This is a genomic window from Methylocella sp. (genome assembly GCA_037200525.1).
Lineage (GTDB): Bacteria > Pseudomonadota > Alphaproteobacteria > Rhizobiales > Beijerinckiaceae > Methylocapsa.
This window is the reverse complement of record JBBCGG010000001.1, coordinates 1275254-1295109: the sequence shown is the minus strand read 5'-3', so window position 1 is coordinate 1295109 and position 19856 is coordinate 1275254. Positions and strand designations below refer to the sequence as shown.

General features: G+C 56.2%; 15 protein-coding genes. 7 read left to right on the top strand and 8 right to left on the bottom strand.

Going from position 1 to position 19856, the window contains the following annotated elements; genetic code table 11:
- Positions 1–107: 107 nt before the first annotated feature.
- The gene (locus tag WDN46_06120; protein ID MEJ0093000.1) at positions 108–1514 is read right to left on the bottom strand and encodes a hypothetical protein; all 1407 of its coding nucleotides are present in this window, start codon (positions 1512–1514) and stop codon (positions 108–110) included.
- A 406-nt stretch (positions 1515–1920) separates the two neighbouring features.
- Between WDN46_06120 and WDN46_06115 the strand changes: the two genes are divergently transcribed.
- A complete protein-coding gene (locus WDN46_06115; GenBank protein MEJ0092999.1) occupies positions 1921–2991 on the top strand; it encodes a glycosyltransferase family 9 protein in 1071 nt (356 codons plus the stop codon).
- Positions 2992–3042: 51 nt separating this feature from the next.
- Here WDN46_06115 and WDN46_06110 read toward each other — a convergent pair whose 3' ends face one another.
- Together WDN46_06110 and WDN46_06105 are read right to left on the bottom strand one after the other, a co-directional pair.
- Positions 3043–5271, bottom strand: a complete 2229-nt coding sequence (locus WDN46_06110) for a polysaccharide biosynthesis tyrosine autokinase (GenBank protein ID MEJ0092998.1) — start codon at positions 5269–5271, stop codon at positions 3043–3045.
- 643 nt (positions 5272–5914) lie between these two features.
- Positions 5915–7045, bottom strand: a complete 1131-nt coding sequence (locus WDN46_06105; protein ID MEJ0092997.1) for an NAD(P)/FAD-dependent oxidoreductase — start codon at positions 7043–7045, stop codon at positions 5915–5917.
- A 381-nt stretch (positions 7046–7426) separates the two neighbouring features.
- Between WDN46_06105 and WDN46_06100 the strand changes: the two genes are divergently transcribed.
- The 6 genes from WDN46_06100 (at position 7427) to WDN46_06075 (ending at position 13945) form a co-directional block, all read left to right on the top strand.
- The gene (locus tag WDN46_06100; GenBank protein ID MEJ0092996.1) at positions 7427–8536 is read left to right on the top strand and encodes a class I SAM-dependent methyltransferase; all 1110 of its coding nucleotides are present in this window, start codon (positions 7427–7429) and stop codon (positions 8534–8536) included.
- Between the two features lie 283 nt (positions 8537–8819).
- Positions 8820–9590 carry a glucose-1-phosphate cytidylyltransferase gene (rfbF, locus tag WDN46_06095; GenBank protein ID MEJ0092995.1) on the top strand — a complete coding sequence of 257 codons (771 nt, stop codon included), beginning with the start codon at positions 8820–8822 and terminating at the stop codon, positions 9588–9590.
- 2 nt (positions 9591–9592) lie between these two features.
- Positions 9593–10639: an SDR family oxidoreductase gene (locus WDN46_06090; protein ID MEJ0092994.1), complete on the top strand. Its 1047-nt coding sequence runs from the start codon at positions 9593–9595 to the stop codon at positions 10637–10639.
- 27 nt (positions 10640–10666) lie between these two features.
- Complete coding sequence (locus WDN46_06085) at positions 10667–11914, top strand: class I SAM-dependent methyltransferase (GenBank protein ID MEJ0092993.1); 1248 nt, start codon at positions 10667–10669, stop codon at positions 11912–11914.
- A 66-nt stretch (positions 11915–11980) separates the two neighbouring features.
- Entirely contained in the window at positions 11981–12925 is a 945-nt protein-coding gene (locus WDN46_06080; GenBank protein ID MEJ0092992.1) for a hypothetical protein, read from the top strand.
- Between the two features lie 84 nt (positions 12926–13009).
- On the top strand, positions 13010–13945 hold the full coding sequence (locus tag WDN46_06075; GenBank protein ID MEJ0092991.1) for a glycosyltransferase family 2 protein: 936 nt from the start codon (positions 13010–13012) through the stop codon (positions 13943–13945).
- 41 nt (positions 13946–13986) lie between these two features.
- Here the strand turns inward: WDN46_06075 and WDN46_06070 are convergent, their stop codons facing one another.
- The 5 genes from WDN46_06070 to WDN46_06050 all read right to left on the bottom strand — a co-directional run bounded on the left by WDN46_06070 (position 13987) and on the right by WDN46_06050 (position 19587).
- Positions 13987–14721, bottom strand: coding sequence for a sugar transferase (locus WDN46_06070; GenBank protein ID MEJ0092990.1), 735 nt, complete (start codon positions 14719–14721; stop codon positions 13987–13989).
- Positions 14722–14971: 250 nt separating this feature from the next.
- Positions 14972–16162 carry a glycosyltransferase family 4 protein gene (locus WDN46_06065; protein ID MEJ0092989.1) on the bottom strand — a complete coding sequence of 397 codons (1191 nt, stop codon included), beginning with the start codon at positions 16160–16162 and terminating at the stop codon, positions 14972–14974.
- A 260-nt stretch (positions 16163–16422) separates the two neighbouring features.
- Positions 16423–17313 (bottom strand): glycosyltransferase, encoded by an 891-nt coding sequence (locus WDN46_06060; GenBank protein MEJ0092988.1) that lies wholly within the window; start codon positions 17311–17313, stop codon positions 16423–16425.
- Positions 17314–17447: 134 nt separating this feature from the next.
- Entirely contained in the window at positions 17448–18638 is a 1191-nt protein-coding gene (locus WDN46_06055) for a GNAT family N-acetyltransferase (GenBank protein ID MEJ0092987.1), read from the bottom strand.
- Entirely contained in the window at positions 18631–19587 is a 957-nt protein-coding gene (locus WDN46_06050; GenBank protein ID MEJ0092986.1) for a cupin-like domain-containing protein, read from the bottom strand. The genes WDN46_06055 and WDN46_06050 overlap by 8 nt, the downstream gene beginning before the upstream one ends.
- Positions 19588–19856: the final 269 nt, after the last annotated feature.

Sequence of the window (19856 nt, the reverse complement as noted above, 5' to 3'; positions counted from 1 at the left end):
CACCCCACAGCCTCGCAGAACGACATAAACGAGCGACGCATCATCCCCACCGCGCCCTTTATCACCGCACAGTTTGCGGAAGAAGCGCCGGTCAGGCCAACCGCCGATCACGAGTTCTCCGCCCTCGTTGCGGCGCTTAACGATAAGGGCAGGCGTTTGAGTGAGGCCAGGCTTAAAATCAATCCAAATTTCGCCCCTACCCCGGCTCCGAAATCTGGGGTTGTCCCCGCGAGCGCCAACATCACAGCCGAAGGCAGCAGGGTGAATTTAAGCGCTGTCATGAATTCGGCGGCCCCCTTATCATTGCAGCTGCGCGCGAGCATCACCTGCACGATAAACGCGCCGAGCAGCATTGCTCCGATCACGCCAGTGTTGCTCAGGATGGCGACATACCAATTCGAGGTCCGAGCAGAACCAAGCCCGACGCCGATTCCGTCTGTTGCGAAAAACGCGTCCAATCCAACTCGCGTCCACATGGTTCGCTCCACATAGGAGCCTGTCTCGCTCTTTTGAAAAATCACCTCGTCAATCATAGCATAGGCTGGGTCGAGCACCGCCGGCGCCAACGTCACCACAAAGAGCAACGCCAGCGCCGCGGCGAAAACAAACAAACCCTCCCATTTCAATGCATCTCGACCCAGGGCATGCGGAGCGAGGAAACGGCGTAACCAATTCATCGCAAAAATAACCGCGAAGATAGTGAGACCGACATAGGCGGTCGAAGAGGTCGAGAGCATGGCCATCACGATCAGGCCGAGAATGGTCGGGGGCACAACTAAGTCGCGTAGTCGATTATGGAAACTGGGACGCAGGAAGGTAAGGCCAACCGCCGCTTCGCAGCACACTCCGCCATAGGACGAGGCCTCCGGCATAAGCCCCACGACGCGCTTCGCGCCAAGCATATGATCATCGATCAAGGGGTTGCCGCTCACGTTGCGAAAAGGCTCCAGCAAATCCGCAAGGCCAAGCGACGCCATCGTCATGTCGACGAGGCCGGTGGCGATTAGGACAATGCCTCCAAGCAATAATGCCTGGAGATAATGGTCTCTGAAGTTGGCGCTGCCTCCGACGAGGGTGAACGCGAGGGTCATGCCAACCGACAGCGCCATGTATGCGGGTTGAGTGAAGTTGGCAGCCGTCGGTTCGAGGGGAACAGCCCAAGGGAGGGTGACGGCTATTGGAATTACCTCCACCAAATGGGCGAAAAGCCGCGGCATCACATAGGCGGAAAGGAATCCATAGGCGAGGAAAATAAAGAGCACTCCGAGCCTTGACGGATCGAGCGCCGCCGCCATTGCGCGGCTGGGATTGCCCTTTGCCAACAGGATTTTGACGACGAGGAATAAGGCGCAAAATGTTTGCGCTGACAAATTGAGTCCGCCCACCGCCTCGTGCGGTATCATGTCCAAGGTTCCAAAGGCGCCGAACACAAAGAACGCGTACAGCAGCAAGGGACCGCGCATTAGGACGCCGGCGGCGATAACGATCCAGAACAGGACGGCCGGCCAAGTCATAGCCACATCCCCGAATGGAGCACCGGAACGCGTTCGATCGAATTCGAAAACCTGCGCAGACTCTTTTCACCGTTCGATCGGTAGTGTAAACGATCAATCGATGACCGCGCATCATATATCTGTTTTGCTTGACTGCCTACCGCATGCAGGTAGTTTAATACCTATCATCTCGTATAAGATTTATACGATGATGCGCTAATATGATGATGATGATTGGGACATGTTAATATGTCTCATGCTTGATCTTTAGCTTAGTCTAACGAAATCGCATTGTCGAATATTGTATAATGGGGTGCCGACGTATCGGCATGCGCCGAGGTTTATTGGTCGGCTGAACGCTTCAATGCGCATGAGTGCATGAACGGGATTGAAGACATTGGCGAGATCGAGCGGATGGATGCGCTTCATGGATCGCGCGGTCGGCGTGGTCGCGCTGCAGTTGCTTGCGGCCGGCCGGAGACGCAAGCCCCTGCCTTACGATCCACAGAGAATTGGGGTCATCATACCAACAGCGATCGGCGACACGATCTTGAGCTCTGGCGTCCTTTCGGCGCTTGTCGACAGATACCCTCGGGCAGATCTTTTGGTTTTTCACGGAGAGAGCAACGCCTCCGCCGTTCGGCTCCTGCCAATGCGGATGACGCGCATCGAGTGTCCCTTTACGAATCCAGCTGCAGCGATCGATCTCTTGCGAAGAAAACGATTGGACATGGTTGTGGACCTGACGCCATGGACGCGAATCACCGCAATCTACGCTTGTTTGGCGGCCCCTGTCTCCGTGGGCTTCGACCCGCCTGGCCAGCATCGCGGCGCAGCTTTCGACATCGCCGTCCGGCACCGCGCCGATGCGCATGAAATCGATAATCACGCCGATCTTGCAGCGCTGTTTAGCGGTCAACCTTATCGAATGAATGTCGTAACAGAGAAATTTGACGCGCTCGAAGGCATGAAGCTTGAACGGCTCGTCCTCTGCCACTCTTGCGCCGGAGGCTCCCGCGCCGCCGACAAAGCGTGGCCCGTTGAGAGTTGGGCAGAGCTGGCGCGCCGGCTCGTGAGCGAAGGCTGGCAAGTCGGTTTTACAGGCACGCCTGCGGATGCGTCTTTGGTCCAGACGATCCTGGCGAAAGCGACCCTGCCCTCGACGCAGGTTTTCTCTCTTTGCGGAAAAGCGTCGCTGGCTCAGCTCGGCGACCTGATCCAGCGCGCGAGATTGCTTATTACGATCGACACGGGCGTGCTCCATTTGGGGGCGGCGGTTGATGCGAAGATACTCGCGCTGCACGGGCCGACCCGCTCAAGCCGCTGGGGCGCGCGCACCGCGAACGCTACGAGTCTGAATTCGGCTCACCCCGCCGCGGGTTACATGCTTTATGGTTACGAAGCGCATCCGCAGGGACGCGAGACAATGTTGGCGCACACGGTCGACAATGTGGCGAACGCCGCTTTCGTCAAGCTCGCTCAGTCGACTTCGTCCTGATCGCGTCGCCTGGGTTCGCGAGGCTCGAAGAAGCGGAGATGCCCCTTCGCCCTATAGCTCCGTCTTTGCAGTCCTGCGTCGCGCGTCTGATTTGAAGTAGCTTGAGCTGCCATATTGCGCATTGTATTTTTTGTAATAGTAGTCGCTCCGGTAACGCTCATAGGACCTGATCGCCGACATATCGACCTTGTTGATGACGACGCCGATAAGGCGCTCGTAGATCTCCGGCGCATTGCCCAACCCGTGTTTTGCTGCATCGATTCTGGATCGCCCCCACTCCAGGACATAAAGGAAGGCGTCGACGAAGTTTGTGGTGACGCGCGCGTCAATCACCGGAATCAACGGCGGCAGATCGACGATGATATAGTCGTAACTTTGGCGCAAACTTTCGACCACATTTCGCATCATATCGGAAGCGAGCAGCTCGTTGGTATGGAGCATTTGCGATTTCGCTCCGGCCGAAAGAAATTTCAGTCCGCTCCTTGGATCGAGCATCAAGACATCGTCAATCGACTTGAAGCCCACGATGACTTCGATGAGCCCCGCGCTGTCAGGAGCCAGTTGGCGTGACAGAGTTGGGTTGCGAAGGTCGGCGTCGATCAAGATAACGCTGGCTCCGGAATGGGCGATCATCTGCGCAAAATTCGCCGCTATGGTCGACTTGCCTTCGTGAGGCAGCGTCGACGTGATGCCTATAACCCTTTTTGATTTCATGACCCCGTTAAAATCGGTCGCCACTTTGACCGCCCTCAAGCCCTCCGTAAACTGCGATAATGGATCGCTGAGGACATGATCGAGAATCGCGTGAGGACGCACCAGTCGCGAGCGGCTCGGGGGGCACGACAACGCCTCGACATCAGAAGATTCCTCGGATTTGACAGCCGACGCTGCTTTGAGAAGAGGGAGCATGGCGAGACAGTTGACGCTCAGGACCTCCTCCACTTGCTCGCTCGAGCGGAAAACCCGATCTGTAAGCTCGCGTAACGATGCGATGCCAAAGCTCAGCACGAGGCCGATGGCCGTCGCCAGCAAAAGCACCAGAGACGTTTTCGGAAAGCTCTTTGTCGAAGGCGTGTCGGCGAAGCTGATGACGCGAGCTTCGGTGATCGGGAAAGACTGCTGCTGAACAGCGTCCATATAGCGCTGGAGGAAATTATCGTACAACGACTTTGACGTCTGAGCGCCGCTTTCCAATTCCTGCAGCTGGACCTGCGCGTGATCTTTCATTTGCGATTGCGCGACAGCGGCGCCAAGGCTGTTGCTGAGGCTCTGCTCGCGCGCCTGAGCAATTTGGTAATCGCTCTTGTAGCTTTCCTCGATCTTCCGCATTTCATCTTTGATGGATCGCAGAATCTCCCGCATCTGCGAACGAAGGCCGACTACGGCAAGATGGCCGGATCCGTATTTTTCCGACAGGAGCGTCTCCCTGGCGACCAAGTCAAGGTAACGCTCGCGCAGTTTGATGATGAGCTCATTCTTCAACGCATCCGCTATTGAAGCGTCCGGCACCTCTTGGTTCATGATCTGCCGGATGCGATCGTAGCGGGCTTTCGCTTCGGCGGTCGCCGCCTGCGCTATAATGAGCTGACTATTGACTTCGGAAATCTGCTGGTCGTTCATTAAGCGACCGCCAGTATCGACTATATTGTTTTTCGCGCGAAAATCGACGACCGCCCGCTGCTGGTTGGAAGCCTCTGCGCGAAGCTCCTTTAGGCGATCCTGCAGCCAAGTGCTCGCGCGCCGCGTAGCCTGGTACTTAGCTTCGAGTTGATCGTCAATGTAGGCGTCGGCAATAGCATTTGCTATTTGCGCCGATTTTTCCGGGTCGGTCGATTGCGCGTCGATCTCCATGACGTAGCTCTGCCCGACGCGGGTGACCGTGCGTTTGCTCTCGAAAGCATCGAGCACCCGCCGCTCCATCTCCGCCGGCGTCGGCGGCCGCTCGCTCCCAAAAATTCGCGCCTTGAGGCGCAGAATTTTCTGCATAAAACCGCCGTCGCCATCACCGTTGAATTCCGGATCCTCGCCTAGCCGCAACTGTTGGATAGCCGAACGGCTGACATTGCGAGATTTCAGAATTTCGATCTGAGTCGGCACCTCTGAGGCGTCGATAGGGGGTTCGGGTCCGGGCGACTTTTGTTGAAATGATTGCGGATTGCGGATGTCGATCACTATCGATGCCGCGGCGGTATAGATCGGCGCAGCCGTAAGCGCATAGAAGACGCCGAGGCCGATGGTAAGAATCATAAGGACGATGATCGTCGGCAGCTGACGCTGCATCAGCTTTTTAAAAAAACTGCGTGACTCGCCGCCGGGAGGCCCCCAGATTGTTTGAGCGCTTTCATCTGGGGGAAGACGTTTGTTCAATTCCAACATTCGCCGTCACCGTCCTCTGATCATCGCTTTGTTTCCAAGCCTGTCATCATGCCCGGCGACCCGGCGCGCACTGCTCCGTTTAGATGCTCCGTTCAACCCCTCGGTTTCCCGACGCGCCCGCGCTGACTTTGTTTGCGAAGGCGAAGAAGTAGGCTGCTTGTTCGGCAATTAAGCCCTTCACTGAAGCTTGGGGCATCTTCCAAGCTATGCAAAAGCTGGCGGCGCGCGGATCTTTTTAAACCATCTCGCGCCACGTTGGCGATGGCGTTCCCGGCGGCTTCAGAAATGGACGAGAGATAACCAAAGCAAATTCAGATTGCGCCGATGCGCAAACCACAAAACAAAATTGGATGTCTGCCCAATCATGAGCTCTGCTTAATGACCCGGTATGAACGTCTATCTTATAATAACAAATCGTTACATTCAGTTCTCAGTGGACGTTGCTGTGATTCAATAAAGCTTTCCACCTGCTCTATGTAACAGTTTTTCGAGATTGGTTAAAGTCAAATCCCTTCACGGTCGCGGCGCCGCGAAAGCAACTCTCGGATCAAACGTCATCTAATGCGGACGCTACATAATCAGCGATTGCGAGCGATGCGGTGAGCCCAGGGCTTTCAATTCCATAAAGGGCGATCAAACCAGATGCGCCATGTATCTTTGAGTCCTGGATCAAGAAGTCGCTGTCTTGCTCGCGAGGCCCGACGAGCTTTGGACGCACGCCCGAATAATCCGGCGCCAGCGCTCCTTCCTTAAGCCCCGGCCAGAAAAGGCGGATCGATTTATAAAATGCGGCGACGCGGCTTTCATCGACAGAGTAGTCAATGCGTGCGTCATCCGTCAGGTCAAGCCACTCAACGTCCGGCCCGAAGCGACCGCGTCCCGCCATATCCAAGGTGAGATGAGCGCCAAGTCCTCCGGGCTCCGGCAGCGGATAAATCAAGCGACAAAAAGGAACCTGGCCGGCAAGCGAGAAATAATTGCCCTTGGCAAAATATGCTTTCGGAATTGAAGCTGGAGGAACGCCATCGATTGAACGCGCGAGTTTTGGCGTGGAGAGGCCGGCCGCCAGAATTACCCAGCGTGCGGCGAGGCGCATTGGATCCGCCCCTCCAGTTTGGATCATAATTTTTCTGGTCTGAACCTCGCCGCGCGTCACGGGCGTATCGAAGGCGACAACTCCGCCACATGCCTCAAACTCGCTTTGAAAGGCCAACATCAAAGCACGAACGTCAATGATTCCGGTGGAGGGCGAGAGAAGCCCCGTTTGCCCTTGAAGCTCTGGCTCCGCGGCGAGAAGTTCGGTTCGATCTAGCGCGACGAGATCGAGAACGCCATTTGCTTCGGCCCGCGCTTTGATCGCCATGAGGCGGCGACTTTGCATTTCTGATGCGGCGACAATGATCTTACCGCAAACCTGATGCGGGATTTTCTGGGCCTTGCAATAAGCGTACAGCGCCTTGCGCCCCGCGACGCAAAAACGCGCCTTCAACGAATCTGAGGAATAATAAATGCCGGCATGGATCACCCCGCTGTTTCGCGATGATATTCCGGTTCCAATATGATGTTCCGCCTCCAATATCACGACCTCGCGGCCGGCCTTTGCAAGCGCGCGCGCGATGGCAAGACCTATGACGCCGGCTCCAACTACAAGACATTCAACGTCAGCAGCCTCACTCATTTCACCAATCTTTACAGGCCGACGCGAACGCTTGCGGGTCGCGGGAGTTTAAAAAAAGTCGCGATCTCATCGAAACACAAGGTCCTTGGATTCGCAATTCAGAGCAAGGGCGTTAAAGACCAAGTTGGGCTGCGCCGCATTGGCTATTTCCGGTCGCGTGCGCCAGTTCCTTATGTAGGCCGTAGCTTATGCTTGTTGAAAAGCTCGATTAGACTGTAGGATTGATGAGGGGCGTGAATGGAGTTTCCGACGATGCAAATCGCAACTGCCGCAAACCCCTCCGGTTCTATAGCTTCACTCGAACCGCCGCGCTGTCGGAGCTGCGGCAGCAAAGCCGTGCGAGCGCTTTACCACGCGTCGTCGATCCCCGTGCATAGCTGCGTGTTGCTTGATTCAGCAGCGCAGGCCCGCGCTTTCCCTCGCCGCGATCTTGAGCTTTTCTATTGCGAGGCCTGCAGCTTTATTTTCAATGAGGCCTTTGATGAATCGGTAATGGGCTACTCGACTAATTTCGAGGAATCGCAGCATTTTTCGGGAACGTTCAACGCCTTCGCCAAAGAACTCGCTAAAGAGATTGCGCAAAAATGCGCGGTCTCCGGCAAGCATGTGCTTGAGATCGGCTGCGGCAAGGGAGAATTTCTGCGTGAGCTCTGCAAGGCGGGCGGCGCAAGCGGTCTCGGCGTCGACCCAGGCTACAGAGCGGATGAGGGACGTGGTTCGGAAGACGACAACGTCGAATTTATCATCGACTTTTTTGAACCCTACAAGCATCTCAGCGCTGACGTTATCCTTTGCCGCCACACGCTGGAGCACATCGCGCCGGTCGCGGAGTTCATAAGGTCGATCCGAGAGATGGTCGCGGCGCAGGATGACGCCTGGATCGTCTTCGAGACGCCGGACGCCAAGCGCGTGCTCGACGAAGGGGCCTTCTGGGACATTTACTACGAGCATTGCTCTTATTTTAGCCCCGGCGCCCACGCGCGTCTTTTCCGGCAAGAGGGGTTCGACGTCACAGACCTCGCGCTCCGTTACGACAATCAGTACATCGTCCAGTATGCAAGATCCGCATCCGGCCGCACCGAAGCGCGTTGGCCTCTGGAGAAGGATCTCGATGAGATGCACGCGCTGGCGGACAGCTTCCACGATCGGGTCGGGCGCGTCCAAGACAGTTGGCGCCAGCGCGTGCGCTCGGCCTGGGCGGACGGACGGCGCGTCGCGCTATGGGGAGGCGGATCGAAAGGCGTCTCGTTCCTCACCACCCTTGGGCTCGACGAGGAGGTATCTGCAGTGGTGGATATCAACCCGTATAAACAAGGAAAATTTATGCCCGGCACCGGACATCCCGTCATTGCGCCCGAGGCCCTTGTCGCCGATCCGCCGGACTTGGTAATTGTGATGAATCCCATATACGCCGATGAAGTCGCAGCCAAGCTAAGAACGCTGGGCCTTGAACCAGAAATCGCATCGCTCGGTCAGCAGCCCAACATTTAGTTTGGAACCAAAGATTTCAATGCATAGGTTGCGGTCGACAAGCTGTCATGTCCGCTAGCTGAACCTGAAAATACAGCCGCTGATATTGACTCTTGAAGCGCCTCAGCTGTAAATTAGCTTATCCTAATCAGTGAACTGATTGCTCTCGTATAGCATTTATTTGCCGATATGCCGATAATTTAGGCATTTACTTATTACGATATTCAATTGTCAGAATTATTCATCCTTTCAGGATACGGATCGGGCGCCGCAAGCGTCGACGGGGATCCGCGGGGAGAATATCATGAAGGTTGGAATCCTTGCCGGAGGATTCGGGACTCGCTTGGCCGAGGAAACCGAGATCCGGCCCAAACCGATGGTCGAAATCGGCGGCATGCCGATCCTTTGGCACATCATGAAGCACTATCATCATTACGGTTATAAGGAATTCGCCGTCGCGCTCGGCTACAAGGGCGAGTACATCAAGCGTTGGTTCAAGGACTACAATGATTTGGATGGCAGCATGACCATCCATACCGGGACGGGGGCCATAAAGCGCTATTCGAGTTCGACGCCAGACTGGTCCGTCGACCTTATCGAAACCGGCCAAAAGACGCTGACCGGCGGCCGCATCAAGCGCCTGATGGATTGGATGGGAATGAGCACTTTTATGCTCACCTGGGGCGATGGCGTCGCCGACGTGAATCTCGACAAGCTCCTCGCCTTCCATCGATCCCACGGAAAGCTCGCCACCATGACCGCAGTGCGCCCACCCGCCCGCTACGGCCACATCGAATTCGACGGCAATCGCGTGGTCGAGTTCACGGAGAAACCTCAAGCCTCCGAGGGGTGGATCAACGGCGCTTTTTTTGTGCTCGAGCCGGGCGTCAGAGACTACATTGAAGGCGACGACGTCATGTTTGAGCATGGGCCGATGCGCCGCCTTGCGGCTGACGGCCAATTGATGGCGTTTCGTCACGACTCGTTCTGGCAATGCATGGACACGCTGCGGGAGAAGCAGATCCTGCAACAGCTTTGGGATAACGGGCCGGCGCCCTGGAAGACCTGGAGTTGACGATGAAAGTTTTGCTCACCGGCCACCGTGGTTACATTGGCTCGGTGCTGACGCCGATGCTGCTTGAGCGCGGTCACGCGGTTACGGGATTCGACAGCGATATATTTCGCGCCTGCACATTCACCGGAAATCTTTCGGAGACGCCGACGATCGAGAAGGACATCCGCGACGCCGTCATCGACGATGTAAGGGGCTTTGACGCAATCATCCATCTTGCGGGCCTCTCGAACGACCCGCTGGGAGATTATCGTCCCCATCTCACCGGGGAAATCAACTTCAAGGCATCTCTCGATCTCGCCAAGCTCGCCAAGCAGGCCGGCGTGAAGAGATTTCTCTATGCCTCATCATGCAGCAACTATGGAGCCTCCGGCGCAGATTTCCTCGACGAGAGCGCTGCCTTCAACCCGGTCACGCCTTACGGCCAATCCAAGGCTAATGTCGAGCGCGCTGTCGCTCCCATGGCAGATGAGACCTTTAGCCCGACCTTCCTGCGCGCCTCAACGGCCTACGGATTGTCGCCGCGTCTTCGCTTCGATCTCGTCCTCAACAATCTGACCGCTTGGGCGTTCACGAAGAAACTAGTTTACCTCAAGAGCGATGGTTCGCCTTGGCGCCCAATCGTTCATGTTGAAGACATCGCCAGGGCTTACATCGCTGTTCTCGAAGCCGATCGCGACGTGGTCCACAATCAGGCATTCAACGTCGGATTGACCACCGAAAATTACCAGATCCGCGAAATAGCCGAGATCGTGAAGTCAATCGTGCCGAACTGCCGAGTTGAATTTGCGTCCGACGCGGCTCCGGACACGCGATGCTACCGCGTCGATTGCAACTTCATCGCGCGACGCCTGCACGAATTCAAGCCGCAATGGACCGCGCGACGAGGCGTCGAGCAATTGTTTGAGGCTTATAGCGCGACAGGGCTCACGCATGACGAGTTTGAAGGCGAGCGCTTCAAACGCATCGCCCACGTGCAGAAACGAATCCGCGACGGCGAACTCGATGAGGATTTACGCCCCGCTTTCGTTGCAGCCCCCGTTGACGCTTGATAGAGCCGGGAAGGACAAATAGCAGCCATGACATCGGGAGCGCTGAATTCAATCACCGAGCGAACCTGCCGGTCTTGTGGCGGGAACCGTCTTGAGACATTTCTGGATCTCGGCGAGACGCCCCTGGCCGATCGCTTGCTGACCGAGGCGGATCTCGACAAACCCGAGTTGATCTTTCCGCTTCGCGTCGCATTTTGTCGGGACTGCAGCTTGGTGCAGATCACCGAGACCGTAAATCCTGAAATTCTATTTGGGGATTCCTATCCATATTATTCCTCGTTCTCGCCTGCGCTTCTGAAGCATTCGCGCGAGAACGCGCTTGATCTTATTGCCCGTCGCGGCCTCGGCTCAACAAGCTTCATTATCGAGCTGGCGAGCAATGACGGCTACCTGCTGAAGAACTATGTCGAGGCGGGCATCGGCGTGTTGGGAATTGATCCGGCGGATGGCCCCGCCGCCGCCGCCGAGAAGATCGGCGTGCCGACGCGCTGCGCCTTTTTTACCCAGCAACTCGCCGAGGAGCTTAGCGCGGAGGGAGTAAGGGCCGACGTCATTCACGCCAATAATGTGCTCGCTCATGTCGCCGACACCAATGGCTTTGTCGCGGCGCTCGCGCGATTGCTGAAGGATGATGGCGTGGCCGTGATTGAGGCGCCCTACATCGAGCCCCTGACGGAACATTGCGAGTTCGACACAATCTACCACGAGCATCTTTGTTATTTCTCAGTCACGGCGCTCGACAAATTATTCCGCCGGCACGGTCTCTATCTGAATGAGATCAAGCATCTTTCGATCCATGGTGGATCGTTGCGCCTTTATGTCGAACCGAAAGAGCGGGTAGGCGCCAGCGTCAAGGATCAGCTTGTGCATGAGACCGCGCGGGGAATCGATGCGATCGATTATTTTCGCGATTTCTCGACTAAGGTCGATGTGCTGAAGCGGGATCTTTCCGCGCTCTTGCGCCGTTTGAAGTCCGAAGGAGCCTCGATCGCCGCCTATGCAGCTGCAGCTAAGGGAGCAACGCTCATCAATACGGCCGGAATCGGATTAGACCTCATCGACTTTGTCGTCGACCGCAACGTCCACAAGCAAGGCAAATATATGCCAGGCCAACGCCTGCCGATCCGCGCCACAGAAGCGCTTCTTGAGGCTCAACCCGATTATGTGCTCCTGCTCGCCTGGAACTTCGCCGAGGAAATTCTTGAACAGCAAAGAGAGTATCGCGCGCGCGGAGGACAATTCATCATTCCCGTTCCCACCCCGCGCTTAGCGTAACGACCTAACGAGGAGCCGTTCACAATGCTCTAGCTTCGTTCACTCAAAGTTTTCTGGAGGATAGTCATGACTGCGATATACTTCGATTCCAAGGCGAGCGACGCCGAGCGGCGCGCCCGGCTTTTCGCAGGCGACATATTCGTCTTCTCGCCGCGGCCCTCCACGCTCGCCCTTATCGACTTCGCCCGCGAACTCATCGATGAGGCGTTCGCGCCTCTCGCCCCGCAGACTGCGCAGTTCGATCTCTCGGTCGAAAGATTCGTCGAGATCTTCGGTCCAGTAAAGCCGCGCTTCATCCATCACCCAAGGACCGCTGCGCTCCTCCGCGATGTTGTCGCCGACTTCGGCTGCGATCTTGACTCGACCCATGTTGACGTCCCCCGCCTGCGCGGCGTGACCAGCGACAAATACCTCACGGCGGGAGTGGGCTACGCCTTTCCGGCGCATCGCGACACTTGGTGGTCGGCGCCGATGGCGCAGGTGAACTGGTGGCTTCCGATCTTCGAGTTCAGCTCCGAGTCCTCAATGGCGTTTCACCCCAATTACTGGACAACCCCGATCAGCAATGGCTCGGAAGAGTTCAACTATTACGAATATAACGCGGTCGGCCGGAAAGAGGCGGCTAAACACATTACGTCCGACACCCGCAAGCAGCCGGGCCCGCGCGAGCCCATGGAGTTGGAGCCGCAATTACGCGTCGTCTGCCCGGCCGGGGGCGCTATTTTGTTTTCTGGGGCGCAAATGCATTCGACGGTGCCGAATACCTCTGGGCTCACGCGGTTCAGCATCGACTTCCGCACGGTAGACCTCGAAGATCTCGAGGGCGGCCTTGGAGCACCGAAGGTCGACACCTACGCCATGGGAACCAGCCTGCGCGATTTCCGTCGCGCCCGCGATGCCTCGGCGATGCCCGACAGCGTTGTAGCCCGCTACGATAGCGGCGACATACCCGAAGGCGCGGTTCTCGTCTTCGAGCCATCCATCGCCTCGGCGGCAGGCGCCAAGGCCTAAATCTGAGCGCCGCGGACCGCCCAGTCCGCGAACTCCCGCGCGTTCGAACCGTCATTCGCGACGCTCCACGATAGGATTTGCCCAATGCCTCCTCACGTCTCGTTAGCGCTTCCGGTCTATAACGGAGAGAAGTTTATTGAAGACGCAATCCACTCGATCCTCTGTCAGGACTACCGGGACTTCGAGCTTATCATTACAGATAACGCCTCAACTGACCGGACCGAGGCGATATGCCGTGACTTCGCCGCCTCGGACAGGCGCGTGAAATATGTCCGGAACGACCGCAATCTTGGCGCGGGTCCTAATCACAATTTGGGCTTTGAGCTGAGTTCGGGGGATTATTTCAAATGGTGCGCTTGCGACGATAATTTGAGCTCCAACTTTGTCGGCGCCTGCGTTGCGGCCTTGGATGAGAATCAAGAAACGGCGCTGGCCTATGGCGCAACGCAGTGCATCGATGAACAAGGCCTCCCCATCCCATTGATCGGAAGGATGATGCCGGACCTCAAGGATTTAGGACCGTCCGGCCGATTCAGAAAGATCGTCGCCGAGAAGGGCACCTGCTTTGAAATATTCGGTCTTTTTCGGAGAGATGTTTTAAAAAAGACGACGTTGCAGCAGCCATATTATGGGACCGATCACGCCATTCTCGCGGAGACTTCTTTGCTCGGGCCCATTGTACGTGTTCCGGGCATCGTTTTCTACAACAGGGACCATTCCTCAAGGTCAATCAATCTCGATAAGAAAGAGCGCATTCTCTGGCAGAATGCCGACGCCAAGCCCAATCACTCTTTGGAGCACATCACCCTTTTGAAACATTTGATCGGAATTTGCATCCGGCAAAGACAAGTCGTTTCCCCCGTGAAAACGCTGGTTCCGCTTCTCGCGTGGGCGCTGAGTCCAGTTCAAATATCGCGATATGCGCTGGAGTTGATCGGCCTCGGCTCGCCCTCCGCACAGTATTGGCTGCGCGGGACAGGCTTGCGGGTTCTACGCGTTCTGAACATCCAACTCGAATAGGGCTTTGATCGACGATGGATGCGCTCCAACGAGCAATTCCGTCAGTAGCATCCTTTCCCATCGACGACTGTGCCGAGGGTCCGCAACATTATCAAAACATCGGTCCAAAAACGCCATTCGCGCACATACTCCGCATCCATGGCGACGCGCATCTCGTAACTCACATTATCGCGGTCGCTCACTTGCCAAGCTCCCGTTAATCCAGGGCGGGCCGAAAAATAGGCTCCAAGTTGATCGCCATAGCGCGCCGCTTCGGACGGAATGATCGGACGCGGCCCAACCAAGCTCATGTCGCCGCGAAGGACGTTTAGAAGCTGAGGCAGTTCATCGATGCTTGATCGTCGCAAGAACTGTCCAAAGGGCGTGACGCGCGGATCGTGGACGAGTTTTTGATTGAGGTTCCATTCGGCTCGACTCTCGGGATCCGACTCCAACAATGCTTTCAGCACATTCTCCGAGTCGACGACCATCGTCCTAAGCTTGAAGCAGACAAATGCGCGCCTCCGGTACCCAAGCCGGAATTGCTTGTATAAAATTGGGCCAGGATCAGTACATTTCAATATTAATGCCGTCGAAAGGATAATTATAAGCACAGACGGAAGAACAAATAGTGTAATAATAACATCAGTAAGTCTCTTTATTCGCCCTCCTACGGGGAACGATACAATTGATGACTGATCGTCCGCTTGATGACTACAAGCGTTCCCTGGAACGGTGTTGCATTCGTCCGAAACTGATTGAACATTTTCAGCAGACTGTAGGGATCGGAACGGCATAGCCAATCCTCGCTTAAAAATGTCTGACGAGAAATGTCTTTATTACGACTCTATTTTACAAAAAAAGCAAGCCAAGCATATCAAATTATACAACAAGCCGAAGTTTATATGTTGTAATATAAATATATTATCAGATTATAGTTGGCTTAGCTCTTTACTTATTACTTATCTCATTGTGAATATAACACACTTTTCTCACCGTTAGCGTGAACTCAACTGGACACCGTCCACGGACAGGCCGTCAATGCGGTTATTTCAGCATCGATGCACAGACGTCCAAAATCTGCTTCATCCAATCCTGATATGATGGGGAAATCGAAGCGTGCGCACCTGCCGCCCGGCGGCTGAATTCCGCAGCGCGGCCGTCGTCGGCAAACAATTCATCGAGAGCTTTGAGAACGCTGCTCTTATCCACCGCCGGCAAGACAAGCCCGCACCGGTGGGTTTTGATGTCCGCAGCCAATAGAGCTTGCTTGCTTACGATGACAGGAATGCCGGAGCCCAACGCCTCCAAAGCCGCCAGCCCGAAGGTTTCACGCTGTCTCGACGGCATAATGAATAGGCGAGATCTTGCTGCGGCGTCAGCAATTATGTCGTGAGGTTGGAAATCGTGCCCAATCAGATGTGGGTCTGCTGGAACGCTTATGTCGCCTTCGCCGAAGATATTCGCGGTCCATGGCCGCTCGCGTAGAGCCTCGATCAGCACGTCAAAGCCTTTCTGCTCCGTCAGCGTTCCGACATAGAGGATCTCGCGATTACACTCGGCCTTAACCGGGAGCGCCGTGAAGGGCGTCGATGGATTGCGAACAACGCTGATGGATTTCTCAGCTATTCCCGCTTTGGTCAGATAGTCGACCATACCCTCGTGAACGGCAACGACCCTTGAACCGTTGCGCTCGATGTTCCAGGTCAATCGCCGCATCGCCGACACGCCCGATCGCCAGATCTTTTGCAAGTAGTTCCGTTTGTCGCATTGGGTGACGAGACATGACATGGAAAGCGGGATGCGGTCGCATGGTTCTTCGCGAGTGAAATCGAAATAGCCGCCATTTGGGCAGGCGATAAAAAAGTCATGGGCGTAAACCAGAACGCGTTTTGCGACCCGGTTCAGCGCCGCAAAAATGGAAGGGGAAAGGATTTGAAACCAGGAATTGACGATGTAGATCGTGTCGGGGGTGTCATCGTTATCGATGAGTTTGACCAGCTCAGCATGCGCCGTGGCATTAAACAACCCACGGAAAATGCGTGTCTTGGGATCGGCGTGAAGAAGTCCCTTTTGCCCCAATGAAACGACTGGAACGGTTGAATCGCCATCATAGGATCCTCCGACGAAAATTTTAACCGGGATGTTCTGCGCCGTGAGCATCTGAACGAGATCCAAGCCGATCTTCGCGGCGCCGCCCGATGACAAAAAGAAATCACAAATGAAAACTATCTTCATAAATTGGGCCCCAAGCCGCGCTTTAACTCAATAAGCAGCGCCAGCCGCTATCATGAACTTCGCTATGGCTGTCATTGCGTTCTTCTAGGAGAAATGCCGATGCCGGCGACTTCTCACTGATCCAGCACAAAAAAAGTTGAAGGTTCATAATTTTTCTGCCGCCGGCTCACTGCGCCGCGACGACCGCGGACTCCCCACAGCCGCCAGAGCGGAAAACATCGCTTGTTTTCCTTGAACCCGCCGGATGCTTGAGTTGGCGTTCAATCGAGATCGAGAATCCGCGTAGGATGCAGCCGTCCACGAGCGAGATCCGAAAACGCAAGCGCATTGCCGCGCACGCGGCCCCATCGATCAACCCAGGGCTCGGGTCGCGTCAGCTTGCTGAAATTAGCCAATAGATTGCGAGCCATTTGGCGCAAGGCGAGATCGAGACGGAACGTGCCCTTGCGCCAAAGATAAACGGGATTGGCGATCTGTGAATAGCCAATGCGGACCCCCGAAGTGCGACCGCGTTTGTTGCCGAGATGAACTCCAATCATTCGCCAATTTTTGACGATGCGGCCATAAGGCCTCAGCTGTCGGCAGAAATCCACATCTTCGAGCCAGCCGTAGAGCGGCAGATTCTCGTCGAAGCGCAAGCCATGCTGGTGAACGGGGGCAAGGCGCACGGCCATGTTGCAACCATAGGCATTGTACTCGTCCTTGAGCGGTCGAAGGTGCGGAGAGGATTTAAACGAAGCCAGCGCAGCGCGCGCCGCAGCGGCATCCAGCCCCGGTCCAACGATGCCGTCGGCGATCACGCACCCCGTTATCGCCGCGACCGACGGCTGCGCGGCAAAACAGAGCTCGAGTTCGGCCAGATAAGAAGGGTAGGCTAAGAAATCATCGTCGAAAAACACCATAACGGAGAAGTCGCCTACCGCATCAAGGATAGCATTTCGCTGGGCGGACGATCCGCGAGCGCCCTTAACGACGAGAAGCGGATAGGGCAGTTCAGGGGCCTGCGTTTCATCGCAATCTTCTGCGGTAGCCGGGCAGACGAAGACGCAATTGGGCAGCCGCGTTTGATGCGAAAGTTCGCGCAAGGTTTCTCGCAAAATGGCGCGACGGCCCGCCGTCGCAATTCCCACCGCGATTTTGGATGGAGGCACTAAAATATCTCCTCGATCAGCAAGACTCAAATACAACGCATCCGCCGGCTTCGCGATCGGCCGATGAGACTTCAGGGTCACGGCGTTAAAGCAGCCGGGTTGATGGCGCGACCTCGCGCCGAAGAGGCGGAGGACTACAAATTTCGGAGTCGCCTAACTTGGGCGTAAATCGCCGGTCGCTGCTTCACGAACCGCTTTGCGCACTCATATGCGGACATCGGTAAGCCGCGAGCCGATAGCGGCGTGGCGACCCTGAAAAGCGGCCGCGTGGAAACGCCCAGCCGGCGCTTATAGGCGTAGTCTCCGATAGAGAAATCGAAGCGCCGGTAACCCTCCGCATGGAGCATCTGCATCGTCTGCGTGATGACAAGCCGGCCCGGCGAGCAATTCGACCATTCTTTTGAGCCGGAGCAGATGCGGATCATCACATAGGTTGCGCCTCGCGCGACTCCGAGCAAAGCAGCGACGACTTCGCCGCGGCAAGTCAACGCCGTGAGGACAACGCCGCCATCGCCAATCCCGTCGGCCACAAGTTTGCGATAAAATTCGGCCATTTCCGGTCTGTCGAGATTATAGCCGGCGCCAGATCCAACAAGGCGCTCGCTCTGTTGGCGCTCAAGCTCGGCGAACACGATCATCGCTTCCGCACGATCCTCAATCCGGCGGAACGTCGCGCCGTCATGCCGGAGAAAAACGCGCCAACTGCGTTCGAGCTCTTTGCGAAAGGTCCGTTCAAATGTCGAGATGTAATCGCTCCACCCTCCATCGATCGCGACCACGTTGCTGTTCGTCAATGATTGCCGCGCCTGCGGCAGCAGGGCGAGAGGATTGACGCGGCCCTCCACCATCGAGGGCATTTTGTCGAGCCGGAGAAAATCTGCGTCAGGCAACGCCGCGCACACCGCTGACCATAGGAGTCGCGCATCGGGGACATCGATCGGCGCGGCTGGTCCAAGCGCCGGGGCATTGTAATCGGCATCGGCGAATTCGATTATTCGGGAGAGGCTATCTGTGCGCAGAATCAACGGCAGCATCGCCGCGAGCGCGCCGGTGCGGCGGTCGGCGACGGTCAGCAGCAGCGGTTGTCCCTGTACGCGTCCGATGGTCGCATACCAAGTCTCAAGCCAACGGCTGGTTTGAAACACAGTCGTCGTAGCCTGATGCTCGTGATGATTCCACCGAGCCGCGATATCAGCTTCCCTCCGGTCGACCAGAACCTCATAGGCATCATGGCGCGAACTCGGCTTGACCGCTCGCGCCCCGCCATCGCGCGGCTTGCGGCGGGCGGCGGTCTCCACGTCAATCGCCCGCATCGGCTCAGCCATCTGTGTGTAATCCTGGAGACGCGATGTGGCGCACCGTCCCCAGAGCTGTCCGGTCAAGCCCGAACTCGATCTGCCTATGGGGCGCTTTTTGCTTCGCGAGCCAGGATGTCTTGCGAGAAGCGGCCCACACTACAGCCTTAGCCCAGAAAACAGGTCCGGCAATGGCGCGGCTTCGTGGCCGCAGGCCGAACCGGCGGCGCAAAACCCCGTTTGCAAGATTGACGACGTTGGTGCGGCGAATGACGTCCGAAAAAAATTCGACCGTCATCGATATGTTGAGGCAATCATGATTTTCGATTCGGTGCGGCGCATTCAAAGGCCAGAACATCATCTGCCCCGGCTCGAGCTCATAGATCCGAGCGTAATCATCGTACCAATCGGCATAAGACATATCGAGTTCAAGCCCCGAGATGGCGATTTGCTCAAGGTCTTCAGGCGACAGGAACGGCTTTTGCGGCGGATAAAGATATGCTCGCTTGCGGCCAGCAATTTGGAACAGCATTTGGCCTGGAAGATCGGCATGGTAGTAGACATGCGCATTCGGCGAAGAGATCAGGATTCCGCACCGCTCGCCATAGCTGACGAAGTTCGGCATGCGCTCATGCAGCTCGTCAAAAACCGATTTGAGCAGCGCGCGATAACGACTGTCGACCTCGCTCGTTCTTCGAAGATTTAGCCACAAACGCCCTTGCGAGATCGCCTCGATGACCTCCTTTCCGGACAACCCATTTAGATCGCCTTCGCGCCAATAGCGCCGGCCGCCGTCCTGTGCGCCCATGTGGATCAGGGCATAGTCCTTGCGGGGATAGCCGTCGATAAGCGCCGCCAGCGCGTCGCGCGTAAACAAATGCGAATGATGGAGCTGATGACCGATGCACACCGGCTGGCGCTCCCATAGCTGCCGGGTCTGATTCTCCTCTAAACCGGTAAAAATCGACTGTTCAGCCATTCGAACGCCCCCATGTTTTAGGGTGCCCCAGCCTAAGGCTCGGCCTCTAATAGTTTTCCTCGGCCGCGGCGAAGCAGACGCGCCGAAGACAAGAAACGACTAAGTCGAATATTCTCAATCTGTAACTGTGTTCAACTATTATAAATCGTCAGATTGCTTCATACAGAATATGTCTAGATTATTAATCCGCCTCCATACTGCCGTCAACTATATGATCTCCACATTCATCCGCTAGTGTCTTATTATAATCGATCTGCCGAATAGCTCAT